The following is a 20355-nucleotide window of genomic DNA, read 5'->3' as shown; positions in this document are numbered from 1 at the left end:
TTGAATAACATATCTCTATATTTTTACTGATTACCTGATCATTATTTTTTTTAATGTCAGAAATATGATGGTGAGGTCAACCCAGATGTCATGCTTATTGATATATTCTAAGTTCTTTATGATTTTGGATGGGATAATTTCTTTGATATAAAAGTTTTCAGGATCATCCGACTGCTCTAAAAGTTCATTCTCATCAGAAAAGGCTATCGATGCCCAATCCGTAATTCCAGGTTTAACAGAAAGAACCTGTTGCTGTTGTGCATCATATAATGCGACATATTTGTTAACCTCAGGCCTTGGTCCTACAAAACTCATATCCCCTTTCAGTACATTAAAAAGCTGGGGGAGTTCATCGATTTTATACTTCCTAAGCCAGTATCCCAGTCTGGTGATTCGTGCGTCATGACTCCCAACAGTTAATAAACCCCTGCGATCTGAGTTCAGATACATTGTTCTGAACTTCAACAATTCGAAATCAACCATATTCCTACCCACACGTATTTGCTTGTAAAAAACACCCCCATTAGAGTCCATTATAATTAATACGGACACAATTAGAAAAAGCGGCAGCAAAAATAATATGCCCAGGAAGGCCAGTATAATATCAAAAGATCTTTTAGCGTACATAATTGATGGCGATTAAGAGGTTAGTTTACCTGGACCTGGCTCAATATTAATTCCTCCCATTTTGAGGTAATGGCCTTTTGGGAATTGGTTTCATTGATCAGTTTTGCCTGCTTTGATAATCGTTTCTTGAGCCGGTCATTATTCAGTACTACAGACATCGAGTGTGCCAGCATAACTATGTTTTCATCTTCGACAAGAAAACCATTTAAGCCGTTTTCAATAATCTCTGATGGGCCAAATTCACAATCCATTGCAATACTAGGGCATCCCATACTCATGGCTTCAATTAAAGCGTTGGGATAACCTTCATTTCTGGAAGACAGGACAAATAATTCCGCCTGTGCGTAATAGTCCTGTAGGTTATCTTTTGATCCGACTAAAAACACCTGCTTAGATAAGCCGAGTTCCTCAATTTTTTTGGTCAGGCTTTCGCGTTCCATACCTTCCCCCACAATAACCAGGTCAATTTCCCCGGTTTGAATTTTGCTATAAGCTTCGATCAATTGGTCGAAACCCTTCTGTTGCGTCAGCCGACCTACACCAAGAATAAACTTCTTATCGTGAACTGGTTTTAAATCTAAGGGCTGAAAGACGCTCACATAGTTTTTTATGGAAATGAAATTATCCAGCTTTCTGAACGACCTGGTTTTCTTTAAGCAGGCCTCCATGGCTTTCGCTGGCAGTACAATGGCTTTTGATTGACGGTACACCATATAAGAAAGCCATTTTAAGAAGGGGTTAAAACTGTTAATGGTGAGGTCCGGTGTGATCCGTTCAGAAACGATAAAAGGAACCCCCGTTAAGCTACAAGTTAAACCCGCCCAGAGATTCGAAGAGGTCATAAAAGAAATGACACATCCTGGTTTCTCTTTAATTAGTAAATGTAGGAGTTTAAAAAAAGTAATCAGTCCAAATCTCATCCTGTCAAATATCCCATGCCTGTTATCTCTTTTGGTAAGTTGAATCAGGTGTACACCATCGTTTACCGGATAAACCGGACGCCCATCATTAAGGCAAATCATGAATACCTGAAAACCCTGGTCATTAAAGTAATTCGCCAGATTGGTTACCACACGCTCTGCCCCACCCGGGTTTAATGCGTTAATTACAAAGAATAATTTTGGCTTCATGGTATGGAGTTGAACATTTTCAATCATTGCTTCAACAATAAATATTTGATGGTATTAAAGGCATTGTTTATCTGGAGGTTTCGGATATCATGACGCAGGTAATTCCTGCCATAGACTTTTAATAATTTCCATTTCAGGGCAGCGGGATATTTAAAGTTTTTGATAATTACGTTAAAATCATTCAGCATCCTACCTGTTATTTCCCTGGGGTCCACCATGCTCCATACCCCCCCAACATGTTTTCTATAGCAACTCATCACTTCCGGCATCACATAGATCTTCTTGCCGGTAACGGCTGTAGCATACAGTTTTAAAAATTTATCCGGAGCATGGCAGTTGATGTACCAGTCTTGCATACTCATGTGAGTTACGTCGAGGCTGGTCCTGTAAATTAGCGTAGCGGTAGCTGTTTCATCTTTATTTCCCTGTAAAACATCTTCATAGCCAAACTCCAGACTTACTGGCTGAGGGTGTACGTATAGCAAATCACCTTTTTCATCAATAATCTTAGAATAGTGGCAACACATAATGTATTCCGGGTGACTTTCGAGAAAATCAATTTGCTTTTGAAGCTTGTATGGATCAGTCCAGAAATCGTCCCCTTCACACATGGCCATATATTTACCTTTGGCTGCATCGACAATCCGATTGAAATTATTCTTTATTCCTACATTTTTAGCTGAGGTCACTAGTTTAATGATTTCTGGATGTGCCTTCTGGTAAGCATCTACAATTTTCCTGGTTCCATCGGTAGAACAATCTTCTCCAATCAGAACTTCAAACTTAAAATTGGTCTTCTGCATTAAAAAACCTTCAATTGCCTCAGCAATAAACTTTTCATGATTGTACGTTAAGCAGGAAATGCTAACTAAAACATTAGAATCCTTTGTTTCCATAGCGCTGTATTTATTTTTTCACCAATAATTTAAAATCTATAATGGCCGAGAGGTTAATAAAGTTGCTAAAGCCCAGATAAATAGAAAAGTAAAATAGAAAGACTACGATGATCCGCGCCAAATCGGGAAAGAGAAGCGGAATCATGAAATATTTATCAAATAAATAGGTTGATATTCCAATAAAAGCGGATAAAGCGATGGTCGGTAAAATATCCATGACTTGTTCTTTGGCAGGATAACCGATCAGTTTTCCACTATAAACGGAATTGATATAAAATCCCAGGAATGAAAAACCCATTTGAAAGTAAAGCAATCCATAAATTCCGAATGGGATTACACTGATGATGCCAATCGCACCGATTACTTTTTTAACAATTTCCAGTTTTAAAAAGAGATCACTTCTACCTTTAACCTTTAATATGTTCAGATTATAAGAGTGTAAAGGATACATGATCCCGGTGAGGCAAAGTATTTGAAAATAAGGAACTGCTGGCAACCATTTGTCTGTGAGCAGGAATCTAAAAAGGGGTTCCGCCACAATGCAAAGAAAAATCAGTATCGGTGCATTCCAAAAAATGACCTGTTGGGTTACTTTTTTATTCACGCGTTTAAGTTGTTCATTGTTCTCAGCTATCTGCGAGAACATGGGATAGGTTACTTTATTAATCGCTGCAGAAATATTTGAAATGGGTAGCTGACTAATAGAGTCTGCTCTGGAATAAAAGCCAAGTTGTGTTGCCGAATAATATTTACCAATGATCAGTGTATAAATGTTTTGGTAGGCGGTTTCTAATATTCCTGATAGCGTCATTTTATATCCAAAATGAAAGTGGTGTTTGAAACTCACTTTATCAAAAACTAAGGAAGGGCGCCAATCTGAGTATATCCAATTAAATACGGTAGAAAGAAATGCGTTTAACAGGGCCATCCATACGAGGCTCCAAACGCCATATCCCATTTTGGCAAGTACAACCCCAAGGATGCCAGCGATGATCGCTGAAGGTATCTGTATATTGGTTTGTATTTTAAATTTCATGTCCTTGATAAGCCGCGTACTCTGCACAACAAAAAAGGCATTTAGAATCAATGTTAAACCGTAAACTCTAACGATACTACTGAGCACAGGTTGATGGTAAAACAAGGCGATCCATGGCGCGCTGAAATATAAAATGAGGTATAACAGTACACTTCCAAGGAGATTAAAATAGAATACGGTAGAATAATCATTCTGGCTAACCTCGGAAGACCGGATTAATGAGGAAGTTAGGCCGCTATCTAACAGCGTGTTCCCCAGCGCTATAAATACGGACAACATGGCGATTAATCCGAATTCAGCAGGTGTTAAAATCCTGGCAAGCACTATGGTGATCACGAAGCCAACTAGCTTTGAGCTAAATTGCTGGGTAAGGGACCATATAATTCCAGATATTGTTTTTTCTCTTAAGCTCATCAGATTAAAGGCGGGAACTTACCATGGCATCTGGCAAAATAGATTTGATGTCATACACCACAGTGTTCTTTTTACATAGGGTTGCCAGGTCAATATTTTTAAATTCCCGATGGGCCACAGCTAATAGAATCCCATCGTATTTCCTGGTTTTTGACTCCCCATTCTCACATATAATTCCGTATTCATGTTTGGCATGTGCCACATTTGCCCAGGGATCGTGAACAGTTACCTCCACATTGTACTCTTTCAGCCTGTTGATAATATCAATCACCTTAGTGTTCCTGACATCCGGACAATTCTCTTTAAATGTAAAACCAAGGACCAGTACCTTTGCACCCACAATATGTGTGTCCTTTTGAATCATTTGCTTGATGAGCTGGTCCGCTACATAGGCGCCCATGCCATCATTCACTCTCCGCCCTGCCAAGATAATTTCCGGGTGATACCCTGCTTCTTGTGCCTTCTGCGCCAGGTAATAAGGATCTACCCCAATACAATGTCCGCCAACCAGGCCGGGTCTGAAATTTAGAAAGTTCCATTTGGTACTTGCTGCATCCAATACCTCATTGGTATTAATCCCCAGGCGGTTAAAAATCATTGCCAACTCATTTACAAAGGCAATATTGATATCCCGTTGTGCATTTTCGATGATCTTGGCAGCTTCTGCAACTTTAATACAGGATGCTTTATGAGTGCCGGCAACAATAATGGATTGGTACAATTGATCTACGATCTCTGCAATCTCAGGCGTAGAGCCAGAAGTTATTTTCAGGATATTGGCCAGGGTATGTTTTTTATCCCCGGGATTAATCCGTTCCGGAGAATAACCGGCAAAGAAATCTACATTGAATTCCAGACCGGAAATTTTAGCTAAAACAGGCACACATTCATCTTCGGTAACTCCGGGATAAACTGTTGATTCATAAATTACAATATCACCTGGTTTAAGCGCCCCACCTACCGTAATGCTTGCATTGATTAAAGGCATTAAGTTAGGTCGGTTATTTTTATCTACCGGAGTAGGTACGGTCACAATAAAAATAGTACAGTTTTTTAAAATTTCGGGATCATTGGTACAGTACAATCCTTGTACAGTAGTACAATCTCTGGTGAGCACCTCAGTTAACAGTTCTTCTTCAATTTCAAGCGTATGATCAAATCCAGAATTAAGTTCTGAAATACGTTCTTCATTAGTATCAAAACCCAATACCTTGTATTTCTTTGCGAATTCTACAGCCAGAGGTAGCCCTACATAACCGAGACCGATAATGCCAATTTTAGTACGCGAGTCAAGCATATTAAAGGTTTTAGAAATAGATGAATCAGAAAATTTATAGAATCTTTTTTGCCTGAGCGGCGGGATGGAGTACGTCAATATAGCTTCGCCAATTCAGTTACAGTAGCTGATTTTGAAAAAAAAATACTTCTGAAAAATCTCCCTCTCAAATAGTAATTGTTCCGCCAATTGTTCAGACTGTTCATCATGAAAATTAGCTTCTGTTTAAAACCACATGAATAGCAGTGATTTCGTAGAATAAAGCTAGGGAATTATTATCGAGAAAACACTGTAACTGTAAAAGTTGTCAATCTATTGTGAAATTTACACATAGTCCTTTACATTTTTGTAAAACAAGACCACATTCCTGCCATACAATTCCCCATAATTACTCAATTACCCGGTTCCTCTTCGAATATTGTTCTCAAAACAAAATTGTGAATGAAAATATTTCATTCTACAATTATATTCACAGTATTGGTAGAATTGAACAATTCAGTAAATATTCTCAATATGCTGAATCAATATTGTGCCGTAAACACAAAATTTGCCGAATTGGTATCATTATTTCATGGTAGTTAGTAGATCAGCGGATCCAACTGATCGGGTATATTTTGATAATAGGATTAAGTTGAATTAAACTATCTACAAATTATGACACCTAATAGAGGAGATGTGATCGAGCGTGTAGTACGCAAAAAGATCGGAATCAGCGAGCTTTCGAGAAAGCTTCATGTGAGCAGAACAGCCATATATAACTGGTTTGAAAATGGGCAGATAAACCTGGAAACCATCTGTAAAATTGGCGAGGCTATAAATTATGATTTCACAAAAGAATTTCCTGAGGAATTTGCACTTGCTCAGGATCTAAAAACCATTGAGATTGCCAACACCATAGAAAAACGGGAGGAGTCTGCTAATCATTCCGTAGACCATTGGATGAACAAGTACATTAGCCTATTGGAGAAATACAATGATTTGTTAGTCGACATCTCCCATCATACACATTCAAAAGCCAGTTAATCTCCCCAGCTTCCAGCGCACAGCAATCATTTCGGCTTTTAATACCCGGAAAGTTTTTGCCTGATGATATTTTGTCAAGAAAAAAAACAAAATATTCTGTGGTGAAAACGCAACTATTATATTTAATTTTATTAAGTTTACATAAACAATTTTAACATTGTTAGCTCTCAAATCAACGAATGTCTTTCCTGTATGAAAAATATCGCTCGTTTACTGAATGATTTCAATAATACAACTCCGATTTCGCCTGGGTTTTGGAACGATATACAGCCATTAATGGTGGAGAAAAAACGAAAACCAGGTTATGTCTTTATAAAACCTGGTCATATTGCCAGTAAAGCCTGGCAATTGCTTTCCGGTTTTATTTTAACCATCCGAACCGATCCCAATGGAGAAGATATTGTGGCAAGGATTTATTATCCCAACGATATTGTAACAGATCTGGAAAGCTTTTTTGAAATCGTTCCTACACGCTTTAAATTCATAGCTGGAACTGAGGTCACTGTCCTTGAAATCAAAAGATCGGATGTTATCAAACTGGAAAAGTATCCAGAAACGAATAAATTATTCCAGCATGTTGCCTTTATAGAAAAGAAAGGTACTGAAGATAACAATCAAATGCTTCGGCTGCCCGAAGAAGAAAGGGTGAAGTTTTTTCTGGAAAACTACCCTGTTACCGGTTTAGCGGCTCATTACTGTGCTTCCTTTTTAAACTTAAAATTGGAAAGCTACTTAACACTGGTAGAAGTTTTAATCTCTTCAGATCAAATAAAACCGAAAGAATCAAATCTTAATCAACAAAACGACCTTGAAAACACAGGGAGTATTGCCTATAAAATCATCGCTTATTTAATCGCGAATTATACGAGATCAGACTTGGGTAATACTCAGAAAATCGCCGGATTATACCATATGACAAGCGTGACTTTAAACAGATTGTTTATTAAGACTTTCGGCTGTACCATAACCAAATTTATTACGAAACGTAGAATGGTAGACGCGGAGGAAATGCTCAGGAACAAAGCTTTTACCGTGAGCAAAGTAGCAGCATCTGTTGGATACAAAAACATCTACCATTTTAGCAAAGCTTTTAAAAGTTACTATGGTTATCCACCTAAGCAAGGAAAACAGAATAAATACTCCTCTTAGGAATAATTTATACTTTTTATACACTAAATTGAATATTTGATACAAAAATTGTAAACTTTAGCCATTTTTTTTCAGCGCCTAAGTGATTAAGTTTGATAAAAGACATATTCATGCGCTCTCACGTTAAATTGCTTCAAACCCCAATATCTGTAATTAACTGCCCATTTGATCAGCGATCCTCGCTGACTGCCCTCCCTTTAAAATCAGCAGAGGCCAGTTATGTGACTTTAGAAGAATCAGACATTTTGGTACAATCTATTAGTCAACATCTGTTTCATTTTCAATCTTATGATTATAAGGTAAAGGTGGATTTTGAACTTGATTTTGAAATTACGGAGAATTCGTTTTTTATGCATGCCATGAAAGACAGCTCTTCCATACTTTACAACCATGTCGGTAATATTTTATCTGAAACATTAAACGGGTCTTGCAAACTTGGTTACCTTAAAGCAGGAAAATACAAGCGAAAATTAGTAGCTGGAAATTACCCGGTAGCGTTGTTAACCATCAGTCCGGAATGGCTGATCACTAAATATGGAGAACATGAGGAGTTATTTGAGTTAATTTCCTACTACAATAACGGTGAAGAGCAGATCTATGATTTACCCGGTTTTAATATCGCAGCACAACTATTTGATGGGGTTAAGAAATTATGCAAGCTACCGACAAAAAGGGATATCGAAATAGACTTGCATATCTTTTTAAATGAGTCTTTCAACAGGTATCTGATGAAACTAAAGCAAACCACCGCTACCACAAAATACCAGGAGGCTAAAGCAAAGGAAATTGCAGACTTTGTAACAGAAAATTATGCCAGCAAAATTGTTGGTGATGAAACTATCCTCGCTCAGAAGTTTATGATCTCTAAAACAATGTTGGTCAGATTGGCAAAAATAGCCTTTGATAAACCTTTGCATAAACAGGTCATAGAGCTGCGAATGCTTAACAGTTTAAAACTGTTATTGACTACCCGAAACACCATACAGGAGATTTCTGCTATCGTGGGTTATGATGATCCCAAATACTTTAGCCGCGCATTTAAAAAGAAATTTAAAATCACCGCTCAGGAAGCCCGGCTCACTGTAATCTAATCCCGGACAGGTGGACTTTTGCTTCACAACTTATAGGTGTAAATAGATTCATTTTGAAAGAAAAGTCCGTTTGAACCCGAACATCCTGTTTGTAACTTTATTATTATCAACGTTTTACAAACTCCCTCTCAAAATGAATAACTCACTCAAAACCATCTTCCCCATCTGTATTTGTCACCAAATTCTTAAACTGGAACTATGAAAGTACTTGGAAATGAATCAAACAAAGCAAGACTAAAACTGATCATGATCCAGGAAATAATTCCAAAAATAGAATTACTGGTCGGGCCCTTAACGCAGGAATGTATTGATTTTATCATCTCCAGCAGCAGGTTAAAGCAGATAAAAAAAGAACAATATATTGAAGAAAGCGGTCCTTATGAAGGTGGTTATCTACACTATCTATATAGCGGTATTGCCCATAGTTTCTATTATCATGAGAAGACTAACAAAACATTTGTTACGCGTCTTTGGAAAAAGGATGATATCATGTTTGATGTAAATAGTTTTGTCAACTGTGTAGATAGAAAAGAAGAAATCCAGATGTTAGAAGATGGGGAAATCATTTCCATTGGTCATTTTCATTTGAAAAGCCTGCTCAACAACTCTCCGCAGCTGTTAACGCTTTCCACCTACTTACAGATAGAAAGAGACGCTTACAGTAAGTTTTATCAGCATATGTTAAAATCTAATGTTGAGGAGAGACTTAGCTTGTTCCTAAAGCATAATCCGACTATCATTAATAGAATAAATAATGATTTTATTGCGCAGCACTTAAATGTCTCCAGATCGAGGTTAAGTACAGCGTATACGCAATACAAGCTCAATAGAGGCGATTAAGTCCTAAATTATGTTACATATGTAACACACGTTTGTTGCATATGCAACACAAATCAGTTAAAAGAGCCCTTACATTTGGTATAACAAAACGCTAATCATTATTACTATGAACGCTGAGAAAAGAATCTATTTCGTGAAACCTAAAAGGTATGATGTAATGGATGAAGTCTATGCTGTTTTTGACAACAAGGAAAAAGCACAGCAGTTTATAGGAAGTTTTAAAAGCGACGCTTGTCTGGAAATCATTGATGGAATTTTAAACCCGGATCTCATCACGGAAGACAAGAGAATCGCTTACTATATCTCTATTGAGCAAACAAGTAATACACCCAGAGATATTTTTATGTGCGATACCAATTGCGATGTCGATGAAACAAAAAATGAAGAACATAACATCTGCTTTTATGGCGGAGCAGAAAGTCATCATGGTTTATTTATTTCGAAGGTATTCGCAGCGCATGAAGAAGAGGCATTAAGAAAAGTAATTGAGATAAGAAATGAAGCAATCGTAAGTGGTGAATGGGACTTTGCCTGGGAACGGCACAAGTTACACCAGTCGCGGTTAAATAAAAAAGGCAGGTAACATACACGAAACCAAACTCTATATAGTTTTTAATCTGAAAGGGCCGCGGGCTGAAATTCGGGAATTAGCCCCGGTCCCTTTCCCAGAATTTAATGTTGCAGCCATTGGCTGATCGGTTTGTGCGTTAAGGCTTTAAAAGACATTAAGCTACAAGACGTTTCTCCAATTGTAGTTTACAATATGGTGCAGGAAAATATAGAGTATGATCATTTAGAATAACCACCTTACCAAATCCCGATCACGCCAACTATGCGGGTTTTATGGCACAGATGCAAAGTCAATAAATCAACTCTATATTCCTTGCAACAGCAAGTGTTAAAGAAATTAAAATTGTAACTCTCAAAAATTATAAAAATGGAAACAACATTGAAAAAAACTTCGAGATTTCATCTTTCTGACAAAGCAAAAGAGATTACCATTGATGCGGTCGCGTATATTTTTATCGCTCTGTTTATCTATACCGCAACAGATAAGTTCATGACCATGGACGTATTCATAAAGTTCATCAGTAGACTTGATATGATGCATTCTGTAGGGAAATATGTAGCCTGGTTGATCCCGATTACCGAAGTTGTTATTTCAATCCTTCTGATGGTTCCTATAACGCGGAGGAAGGGACTTATTGCATCAGGGATACTAATGACGGTATTTACGCTTTACCTCATTTACATGAAAATATTTATCGAAGTAGTTCCTTGTCATTGTGGGGGGGTAATAAGCTCACTTACCTGGATGCAACATATTTGGTTCAACATCATTTTTATCGTTTTAGCGGGAATTGCAATTTCCTTTTCCAATAAAAGGGCAAACTAATAAAACTTAATTACAACCATTTTTAATGGTTTATAAAGACTTTACGCGTAATGCAGGTTGAAGCTGTATCCTGAGTAAAATATGGCATTATTAAATCACTTAAACTATAAACATTATGAAAAATTTATTTTTTAGCCTGCTAGTTGTAGGCGTAGCTTTTGCTGGAAGTGCATTTACCAACCAAACAGTGACTGAATCCCACTATGTACAAAATCAAGATGGTCAATATGTTTTGATGACAGCTGATTTCCAACCATCTCTATGTACAACAGCATCACTAAAAACTTGTGCTTTTAAACAAATTTCAGGCTCATCATTAGGATCCATTTTAACTCCTGAACAGGTAGAAACTCTTACCACAGAAGCTCCAATCAGATTACAAGAGGTCACAGACACCTTCGACCAGCCAATTAAAGGCATTTACAATTCATTGTAAAATAAAAAGAGGGTGCTCCATTTATGGACCCCTCCATTTTCCATTCATTAATTATTAAATTAAATGTTATGAAAAATTCAATGATTAGTCTAATAGTTTTGGTCTTAGCTTTTAGCGGAAGTTTATTTGCCAATAAAAACAGAACCCCTGTAAATATCTACGCACAACACGCCGATGGTAATTACCTCCTTATGAGTAGCTATGATTTCTTCCCTGTGTTATGCTTAAGTCGAAACGAAGAAATCTGTGCGTATATTGTAATTAAAGATAAATATAATTTACCCAAAATACTTACAACTGAACAAGTACTTGAATTATCAGACCCCATATATGGTCCGATAGAACTTGAAGCTATGGTCGACACTTTCCAACTACCTATCAAAGGTTACTATTATTTTGATTTACACTAAGGTAAAATAGAATTATCATTTAATGCTTCTTCAATTAACGAAATAAATGCGACTCTAGCCTCAATATGATCTGGTAATGTAAAAGAAGGACCGGGCCTTGGTGGAGATGCTGAAATTAGTTTTCCATTTTTTAATACGAAGATAGCTGGATAGCTACGGACATAGTACTTTTCAATCAATGGATGATAATAACCTAAACCATTAGTATATAAATTCAATCCGTTAGGATCTGCGTATTTCCCAGAAGCAACACTTTTTAACCACAAAAACTTATCTTCGTCAATACTAACTGAAACAAATTCAACCTTAGGGTTATTCTTGAATTTTTCTACCACAGGTTTCATTCCCTCGTGTAGAATAACGCAATTTCCACAGCCACTATACCAAAAATCAAGTACAACAACCTTTCCGTTTAAATCTGACAATCGAGTTATAGCTCCCTTTGTGTTTTCTAACTCAAAGGGAAAGAAAGTGCTACCTTTAGCCTTAGTGTTTTTTATATTGAGCAGAATGGATACAATTTCATTGCTTTCGACAAATTGCATCGCTTCATCTAAGTAATGATAGCTTTCTGAATAGTCTTTATATTTCAAAAAAAACATAGCAAGAAGTTTTTCTCTTAGAAGTCCTTCGTAATTTTTTTTAATTGTATTAAAAACCAAACCTGGCATTTCAATATTAGATCGTAACTTCTTTGATTTACTTTCAATCAAATTGTCAAGCGAAATTTTCTCCAAGAGAAAATTGCAATAATTTGGTGATGCAATCAAGATTGCAGGCTCGAGTTTTTGATTCAAAGTCAGGTCTATATTCTGATAAGCTTCAGACTCTAAAAAGGCTGGAAGTAAGCCGGGATCGGATAGTCTACTCATAATGAGTGAATTTAAATTTGAAGCATATCTGTTTCCATAAGCGTTGGCCAACATAATTTCAGTCATTTTTTTTCCAAGTTTCACAGCATATTTATTGACAACCCCTAGCTGCTTTTCAAATATAGAATCTGCTATTTTATTTCTAGCCTCAAAATAATCTTGATACTGCTTATCATTTAACAGTTTAACATCATTCTTTGAAGGTCTATATCTAATATCATACATTTCACTCTGACAATTAAGCTTTTCCGCTCCCTTCCCATAAAATTCATAACTTTTTTCTGATACCTTACAATTCACGCTATCACCTTTCTCAAAAATATAGACATTATTTATAGAACTCCTGTCTACAACCTCATCAAACTCAAAATTGACATAAGTAAAATTAGTTGTAGAAGGTAGAACAATTTTAAAGGGCTTTTCAATACTTAGATTAAATGTATAAGTCTTGGAGGGAGCAATGAGAAAATTACTCCCCAAAGTTGTTACATTTAATATCACATTCCGTTTTTTGTTAGATTTGGGTGCAAGGTTATTGTCGAATGCAGTAACTTCTATTACTATTTTCGCTTCTAGAGGGGCTACTGTCTCTTGGGCGTTTAAAATTATTGCAAAGAATAATATTAATAATAACGTCAGTACGAGATTCTTTTTCATATTTTTCATAATTATCTTATATTTTGTTGAATTCCACTTAAGCTTATTTCACTATCAGGGATGGGAAATACATACCTTGGGTCATTTGGAGGTAAAGCGTAAGTTTGTCCATTAATTGTTCGCATCAAAGTTATGTTAGCACCAGCCTTATTAAAGCGCTTCAAATCATCCCACCTTGACCCTCTAAATGCCAATTCCTTCCTTCTTTCCAGTAAAACTTTAGCGAGTGCTTCCATAGTATTAGCTGCCTTAACAGACTTAAAAGGTACGGGAGGAAATGTTGCGTCTGGATTCCAACGCTTAATTAAGAGTTGATTCAATACATCCATACTCGGTTGAACCTCTCCTCTCCTAGCTAGGCATTCCGCCTTTATTAAATAAACTTCATTTGTAGATAAGCCCAAAAAAGGGTAAATACCAAGATTACCAAAATAACTCCTTTTAGTACGATAGGTCCCGTTTGTTTGTTTTGTATAAAAAATATTCAACCTTAAATCATTTGCCCCGTAAAGCTCAATGAGCTCTGGGGCGACATCAGCTGTAGTATTACCTAAGTTTGCATAAACGACCTCCGGTGTTGCTTGCCTAGCATAAATTTGCTCATCGTGATTTTCCAAAAAAGGTCCCAGGGAAATCTTACTTAAGGTATTGTAATCAATTAATTTACTATAGAGACTCAAACAAGAATCGGCATGCAACTCAGCCTGATTATATTTACCCATATTTAAAAAAATTTTGGAGAACAGTGCATGAGCAGCTACTTTTGATGGTCTTGATCTTCCTACCGGAAGAGCTGTATTCAATAAAACGCTCGCTTGGCCGAGGTCTTTGAAAATTCTTTCAAAAACTAGTTGTACAGAGGAGCGCGGTAATATTTCATCAATAGAAGGGTTTAATCGTAAAGGAACACCCAAATCAGTTGACGCCGTTTTTTCATCATAAATTGGAGCGAAATTATTGACTAAATCATAATAAGCATAGGCCCTTAAAAACAAAGCCCATCCTTTTATTCTATCCCATTCCACTGCATTTTTAGATTCCCTTTCGATTTTCTCAATCCCAACTAACACATTATTAGCATAAAATATAGATTGATATGGTGTAACCCAATGCACACTTATTGCACCGCCTCCAAAGAGATCTTTAGCCCATATATAAGAATTTCGAGCAGTAATTGAAGGAACAGCTAACCAAGTTGCATCGCTGCTATACCGGTATTCATCTGCCCCCATCACCCCCAAACCAACACCATTAGTTAAAGCTATATTATCAAGAAGTAGCTGAAAGTCCTCTAGCGTCACTGGTTGAACAATATTTGTGCTAGGTTTTGCGTTTAAAAAATCTTTTTTACATCCGTTGATAGTCATTATAAACATGCAACCGCTTAATAGAAATAAAAATTTCTTCATGGTATTTTATTTAAAAATTAGTTTTAACTCCAAAAGCTATAATTCTTGGGTTGGGATAAGTATCGACATCTGGGTCTAGCTTATATTTATTTGCCTTCCATAGCAATCCAAAATTCGTAGCGTACGTATAGATATTTATGGTATCGAATGGAAGTTTAGCAAACTGTTTTCTTGATATTGTATAATTCAGTTGAATATCCTGAAAACGAATATGATCTCCCTTCGCTATTAATACTTCCGAATTTTCATAAAATGCATCCCGATTAGTATTATTTGGATAAATAAGAGCCGGCACATTTGTTAGTAATTCATCTCCTGGCTTCTGCCATCTTAAATCAAAATCTCTAACCCTAAAGCTACCACCGATAACGTTGGAATTCACCATAGATCTACGTTTGAAGTAATACCCCATCTTATATGTAATATTAAACGACAATTCAATATTCTTATACGAGAATGAATTCCTTAGCCCCCCATGAATTGTTGGGGTCCTTGAACCAAAGAACCGAAGTTCGCTCGGGTCTGCAGAATTTAGAATCTTAGCATAGTCAGTACCAACCACTCCATTCAAAAAACCTTGAGGATTACCTGATGCATCTAAACCGGCCCATTTGTAGGCGAAAATCGAGTTAATTGGGTAATTGATCAACGGAGAAAGCCCTGCTGATGAGGAAGTTACAATACTAGCGTTTCGACCAACCACAGCCTTATAACCTGTCACCTTATCTTTTACATAGTTAAAAATATAAGTTGTATTCCAATTGAAAACACCATTGAGGTTTATTGAATTTAACTGAAGATCAACCCCCTTAGTGTGGGTATCAGCAGTATTTCCTTTGAAAACCAACACCCCTGTTTGCGAAGCAATTGGACTAGAAGCAATTAAGTCCATTCCATCCTTAATGTAAAACTCTAGGCTTCCAGAAATACGCGCATTTCTTGTAGAAAATATTAATGCGGTATTAATATTCTTTACTCTTTCCCACCTCAAATTGTCGTTTGGTGGATTTACTATTGTGTAAGGACGCAGTCCTGTAAATTGATTCATCACAGATGTAGGGCTTGCCGTTAAATAAGCTGATATTGATTTATTTACATTTCCATTATACCCATAAGTTGCTTTTAGTTGTAAAGTTGAAAGCCAATTCACATTGAAAAAAGGCTCTTTGTCTAAATTCCATGCTAAACCAGCAGACCATAATGGCACTCCTTTTTGATTTGCCTTAACACCAAATAAATTAGACTCATCTTTACGATAGCTACCTGATATAATATATTTGTTATCGTATATATATGAAGCATTTCCGTACAAAGAAATATACCTGTCTATTGTGCCTTTTTCTGAAGGCTGTCCTTCTCCTCCGACTCTATCTTGACCGCCAGTAACATAATTTGGAAAAAATGAAAATTGGTCTACTAAAATATTAGTGGTTGTTTCAGGGTTATATCCGTAAACTGCAAATGAATTACTTCCCCCTTGGTTATCTCGAACCTCATAGCCAAGAATAGCAGCAAGGACATGTTTTGATGCAAAATTCTGATTAAAATTCAATTGAGCTCTTCCATAATTAGACTCCATACGTTCAAATGAAGTTGTATAAATATCACCCATCGGAATTGGCCTCGTTACTGCGTTTGTTAAGGAATTTATCTGAGAATATGTATTAATTAAATCCCTAGTATAAAATGAATTTCTATTTTTGTTTATTTCACCTTTGGTACTCGCATTATAGTATTGATAATTTACACTAAAATTTAAAGCATTTATAATCTTATAGACCATCCCCAGATTGATTCTATAATCGGTAAGGTTATCTGAGTTCTGCGTGTAACCTTTTCTTAATTCCTCTAAAGGTCTATTCTTCCAATCTAATAATCTACCTTTTCCAGCGGTATCAGTATATGCAGTTCTCAATCCACTACTACTTAATGTTGCTAAGGCATTGCCATTTTCATCTGCTAATTGTTCATAAGGGACATAAGTAAAGTAGCCATTAGTATTTGTATTCTTGGATTGAGATTTAGAAAACATAATATCTGTATTCAATTGTAAACGGTTTTGAAGCAAATTGTAGCTATTATTCGCTTTTAGAGTAATTCTAGAATTAGATAAAGCAACCTGATTTGGTAGGGCTTTATCATAACCAGCAAAGAAATAATAAGTCTGTGCGTCGCCTCCACCTCTTACTTCTGCAGCATAACGCTGTTGGGTACTCTTCCTGAAATAGTATTTATTCAATTGATCTCTATAATCAATACCTCTTAAAGCATCAATTTCAGCTTTTCCCTGAATAGCGTAACTTTTATCAAGCTTAATCTTTTCCAAAATGGCAATTACGGGAGATATTGTACTATAACCATCCTTGATTTTAGCTGCAAATTTTCCCTTGTCAAAAAGAAACTGTTCCACATCGATAAATTGGCTACTGCTTAACTGGGGTTCATAATACAGATCTGGCTTCGACCCAACCGTTAAATCTGCCTTTAAACTAATAGCCGGAGCTTGATTAAGCTTCCCCTTTTTTGTGGTGATTACGATAACCCCATTTCCAGAAAACGCACCCCATATAGAGGCTGCTGCTGCGTCTTTTAGAATGGTTACACTCTCCACCATATCTGGGTTTATCGTATTGATATCCCCTTCAAAAGGGAAATTATCCACGACTATTAAGGGTAATGTATTGGAAAAGATTGTACTTCTTCCTCTAATGTTAAAACCGACTGTCTTATCCACCAAAAGCCCATTTGTAATACCTTTTAACCTCGATATTAAATCCGGCGAAACCGACCTGTTTAATAATTTATTATCTACCAGCGTAAAAGACCCCGTAGCCCTTTCTTTTGGTAAGTTTTGATAACCCGTACTTACAATCTCTACCTCATTAAGTTTATCATTAGTCGGAACCAACCTGATAGAATTTGAAGATTGCGATGCAGGAATTTCCAGCGTCTGATATCCTAAATAAGAAATCAACAAAACCGCTTTATCCCCTACATTTTTCAAAGAGAACTCCCCGTTATTATCCGTTACAATAACTATTTTCGTATCCTTAATTCTTACTATCGCTCCAACCAGTGGTTTATTATCGTCATCGAGAACACGCCCACGAACATCAATTGAAGGAAGAACCTTATTGATCCCAGGACGAAATGAAGGCACATCCCTCCTTATCACGACCATCTCATCTTGTATAATATAGGATAGCGGCCTCCCGGCAAGGACTTTCGTCATTACCTCATCAATGGTTGCATTAGTAAAATTAGCATCCATCATTTCGGTCGTTTTGATCACCTCATCAGACCATAATACTTTATAGCCGGTTTGTAATTTCATGGCATTAAAAACACCCCATAAATCTGTCTTTTTCTTTACGTAAGTAACCTTCTTCTGGCTAAAGCCTGAGGCACTTACCTGCATTAGGGTCGCGATAAGAATAACGGTGGTTAGGCGCATTATCAGCAGGAATTTTAGGACATACCTCTTAGGTATGTCTGGTTTAAGGCATAGTCTGTTCATTTTGTCGGGTACGACAAGTCTTAGCGGCAGATAGATCCGTTATTTTGCTTTGTGGCGAAAATGTTCTAAGTTTGTTTGTCTGGTTTTTTTAGGTTACACTCAATTAACTGTAATTTCCGGGCATCGGGCCAGGAAGTGTTTCGAGCACTCCTGGCCTTTTCATGCCTCGTCCTTGGGGGGGACTACGTTGAATCTCTTGTTTTATGCCGCATCTTTAATAGCTTTAAATTGTTCACAGATTAGGTTAATTGAGAGCATTAATCTGGTGAGAACCTTAATTTGTAACTATTATTTTTCCGTCGGAGATTTTAAACTTCACATCTCCGGTCAATTCCAACATACAGAGCACCTTGGAGGCCTTTTCAAACTTGGAAATTGATCCTCCAAACACTTTTCTTTTAGCAGCCTCGTCTTCGAAAACCACTTCTACATCATACCATCTGGATATATTTTTCATGATATCTTCCAGCGACTCATTCTTAAACGCGAATTCGCCATTTTTCCATGCGATGGCTATCCCCGGGTCTACCTCCTTTATGTCAAGCGCAGTACCGGTATTAACCGCTTGCATCCCCGGCTTAAGCACCTTCGCTTTACCCTTTACAGCACCTCCTGATGCAGATAAAAGATCTACACGAACACTACCTTCCAGCAGCGTAGTTTTAACCGAGGGTTCATCAGTATAACTATTGATGTTAAAATGCGTCCCCAGCACGGTAACGGTTTGTTTATCGGTACTTACAACGAAGGGATGCTCCTTGTCTTTTGCTACTTCAAAGTAGGCCTCCCCTGTCATCTTAACCCGTCTGGAACCTCCATCCCCTTTTAAAGGCGCACTGTAAGTTAAACTGGATGCTGAATTTAACCAGGCAACTGAGCCGTCCGGAAGACGAACCTGATAAGTTCCTCCACGTGGTGTAGAAATGCTGAAAGTCTTAGATTGCTCATTGTTAATGACCGTTCCATCATTATAAGTCAGTTTCGATGCATCCACTACAATTCCTGATTTGGCATCACTTAGCTGTATTTTCTGACCGTTTTCTAAAGTCAGTACCGCTTTATTACCACCAGGCTGAACATCACCCGCATAATTAATGGTATTGGTATCCTCTTTAGAAAGTAACGTGAATAGTCCACAAACCACTATGATTGTAGCAGCAACCATTAAAAGGTTCCCTGGCCAGATCCGTCTTTTTATTTTTAAAGGCAAGCGACCTGTAGTAGTTTTATATTCCTCCAATTCGTCTTCCATACTTAGAAGATCCTGAGGCGTAATTCCTTCATGTACGATGTAGCCTTGTACAAGTGCTAATTCTTCAACCGTACATTCGCCAGCTTTATACTTATTTAGTAATTCTTCAGGATTGATTTGGTTCATCTGTTTTGATAATTATAACTACCACACAACACTATGTTAGCTTGGTATTCAAAAAATGTAAAGAAATTATTAAGGCTGTATTTATCGCATAAAAAAACCGCCTTTGCTTTAACAAAGGCGGTCTTCAGTAATTTGTTGAACAACTAACAACTATAGGAAGGGAAAAAGTACCGACATATTCCCGGAAGGCAATTTAACCCTTAGAATTTTTAAAGAGCGCTGCAGATTAGTTTTCACCGTATTCTCCGGCATACCTAAATACTCCGAGATCTCTTTTCGGTTCATGGACTTTTTTCTACTAAGCTCAAATACAATCCGCAGTTTCTCTGGTAACGCGGCAACTTCTTTCTCAATCAATGTGGACAAATCATTGTGTCGTACCAAATGATCTGTATTATTCTGGACATTATTCAGATACTTTCCAAAATTCTCAATATACTTTCTGGTTACCTGTTGATGCTTGAAATGATTCAACACCCTATTTTTAACCACCTGTACCAAATAGGCTTCCAGGATTCCCTCGATAACAAGGACTTCTCTTTTCTCCCAGATATTTGCAAATGCATCATGAACCAGATCTCTTGCCTGTTCCTTATTATCCAGTCGCCTGTAGGCGAATGAGAATAGCAAGGTATGGTAGCGGTTCACAATTTCAGTGAATGCCATTGCATTACCTTCATTTAATAATTGGACAAGTTGACTGTCGGGAAGTTCAGTATATTCAGCTCTTAATGCCATATAATTTAACCTAAAAATATCAATGTCTGGGGCTTAACAATTATTAAGCCTTTATAGGAT

Annotated in this window: 18 protein-coding genes; 8 read left to right on the top strand and 10 right to left on the bottom strand. The window is 37.1% G+C overall.

Annotated elements, in window-relative coordinates:
• Window positions 1-30: 30 nt before the first annotated feature.
• From R2Q66_RS11405 to R2Q66_RS11385, 5 genes are read right to left on the bottom strand one after another with little or no spacing between them, the layout of a single operon-like run.
• On the bottom strand, window positions 31-627 hold the full coding sequence (locus R2Q66_RS11405) for a sugar transferase (RefSeq protein ID WP_316748969.1): 597 nt from the start codon (window positions 625-627) through the stop codon (window positions 31-33).
• 20 nt (window positions 628-647) lie between these two features.
• The gene (locus R2Q66_RS11400) at window positions 648-1757 is read right to left on the bottom strand and encodes a glycosyltransferase (RefSeq protein WP_316748967.1); all 1110 of its coding nucleotides are present in this window, start codon (window positions 1755-1757) and stop codon (window positions 648-650) included.
• A gap of 23 nt (window positions 1758-1780) precedes the next feature.
• Window positions 1781-2653 carry a glycosyltransferase gene (locus tag R2Q66_RS11395; protein ID WP_316748966.1) on the bottom strand — a complete coding sequence of 291 codons (873 nt, stop codon included), beginning with the start codon at window positions 2651-2653 and terminating at the stop codon, window positions 1781-1783.
• Window positions 2654-2663: 10 nt separating this feature from the next.
• The gene (locus tag R2Q66_RS11390) at window positions 2664-4103 is read right to left on the bottom strand and encodes a lipopolysaccharide biosynthesis protein (protein ID WP_316748963.1); all 1440 of its coding nucleotides are present in this window, start codon (window positions 4101-4103) and stop codon (window positions 2664-2666) included.
• Between the two features lie 4 nt (window positions 4104-4107).
• Complete coding sequence (locus R2Q66_RS11385) at window positions 4108-5400, bottom strand: nucleotide sugar dehydrogenase (RefSeq protein ID WP_316748961.1); 1293 nt, start codon at window positions 5398-5400, stop codon at window positions 4108-4110.
• Between the two features lie 633 nt (window positions 5401-6033).
• Between R2Q66_RS11385 and R2Q66_RS11380 the strand changes: the two genes are divergently transcribed.
• The 8 genes from R2Q66_RS11380 to R2Q66_RS11345 all read left to right on the top strand — a co-directional run bounded on the left by R2Q66_RS11380 (window position 6034) and on the right by R2Q66_RS11345 (window position 11724).
• A complete protein-coding gene (locus tag R2Q66_RS11380; RefSeq protein ID WP_316748959.1) occupies window positions 6034-6402 on the top strand; it encodes a helix-turn-helix transcriptional regulator in 369 nt (122 codons plus the stop codon).
• A 192-nt stretch (window positions 6403-6594) separates the two neighbouring features.
• Entirely contained in the window at window positions 6595-7551 is a 957-nt protein-coding gene (locus tag R2Q66_RS11375) for a helix-turn-helix domain-containing protein (protein ID WP_316748957.1), read from the top strand.
• A 110-nt stretch (window positions 7552-7661) separates the two neighbouring features.
• On the top strand, window positions 7662-8642 hold the full coding sequence (locus R2Q66_RS11370; RefSeq protein WP_316748955.1) for a helix-turn-helix transcriptional regulator: 981 nt from the start codon (window positions 7662-7664) through the stop codon (window positions 8640-8642).
• Window positions 8643-8840: 198 nt separating this feature from the next.
• Window positions 8841-9482, top strand: a complete 642-nt coding sequence (locus R2Q66_RS11365; RefSeq protein WP_316748953.1) for a hypothetical protein — start codon at window positions 8841-8843, stop codon at window positions 9480-9482.
• 106 nt (window positions 9483-9588) lie between these two features.
• The gene (locus R2Q66_RS11360; protein WP_316748951.1) at window positions 9589-10065 is read left to right on the top strand and encodes a hypothetical protein; all 477 of its coding nucleotides are present in this window, start codon (window positions 9589-9591) and stop codon (window positions 10063-10065) included.
• 354 nt (window positions 10066-10419) lie between these two features.
• Entirely contained in the window at window positions 10420-10878 is a 459-nt protein-coding gene (locus R2Q66_RS11355) for a MauE/DoxX family redox-associated membrane protein (RefSeq protein WP_316748949.1), read from the top strand.
• A gap of 115 nt (window positions 10879-10993) precedes the next feature.
• Entirely contained in the window at window positions 10994-11314 is a 321-nt protein-coding gene (locus R2Q66_RS11350) for a hypothetical protein (protein ID WP_316748947.1), read from the top strand.
• 68 nt (window positions 11315-11382) lie between these two features.
• The gene (locus R2Q66_RS11345; protein ID WP_316748945.1) at window positions 11383-11724 is read left to right on the top strand and encodes a hypothetical protein; all 342 of its coding nucleotides are present in this window, start codon (window positions 11383-11385) and stop codon (window positions 11722-11724) included.
• Here R2Q66_RS11345 and R2Q66_RS11340 read toward each other — a convergent pair.
• From R2Q66_RS11340 to R2Q66_RS11320, 5 genes are all read right to left on the bottom strand, one after another.
• The gene (locus tag R2Q66_RS11340) at window positions 11721-13262 is read right to left on the bottom strand and encodes a TlpA disulfide reductase family protein (RefSeq protein WP_316748943.1); all 1542 of its coding nucleotides are present in this window, start codon (window positions 13260-13262) and stop codon (window positions 11721-11723) included. The genes R2Q66_RS11345 and R2Q66_RS11340 overlap by 4 nt on opposite strands.
• Window positions 13263-13264: 2 nt before the next feature.
• Window positions 13265-14662 carry a RagB/SusD family nutrient uptake outer membrane protein gene (locus R2Q66_RS11335; protein ID WP_316748941.1) on the bottom strand — a complete coding sequence of 466 codons (1398 nt, stop codon included), beginning with the start codon at window positions 14660-14662 and terminating at the stop codon, window positions 13265-13267.
• Window positions 14663-14672: 10 nt separating this feature from the next.
• Window positions 14673-18116 carry a SusC/RagA family TonB-linked outer membrane protein gene (locus R2Q66_RS11330; protein WP_316748939.1) on the bottom strand — a complete coding sequence of 1148 codons (3444 nt, stop codon included), beginning with the start codon at window positions 18114-18116 and terminating at the stop codon, window positions 14673-14675.
• Window positions 18117-18453: 337 nt separating this feature from the next.
• On the bottom strand, window positions 18454-19557 hold the full coding sequence (locus R2Q66_RS11325; RefSeq protein ID WP_316748937.1) for a FecR family protein: 1104 nt from the start codon (window positions 19555-19557) through the stop codon (window positions 18454-18456).
• A 150-nt stretch (window positions 19558-19707) separates the two neighbouring features.
• A complete protein-coding gene (locus R2Q66_RS11320) occupies window positions 19708-20295 on the bottom strand; it encodes an RNA polymerase sigma-70 factor (protein ID WP_316748936.1) in 588 nt (195 codons plus the stop codon).
• Between the last annotated feature and the right edge of the window lie 60 nt (window positions 20296-20355).

This window comes from Pedobacter gandavensis (genome assembly GCF_032677645.1).
GTDB classification, from domain to species: domain Bacteria; phylum Bacteroidota; class Bacteroidia; order Sphingobacteriales; family Sphingobacteriaceae; genus Pedobacter; species Pedobacter gandavensis_A.
Note: the sequence above shows the minus strand (reverse complement) of the source record. Positions and strands in the feature narration are given on the sequence as shown.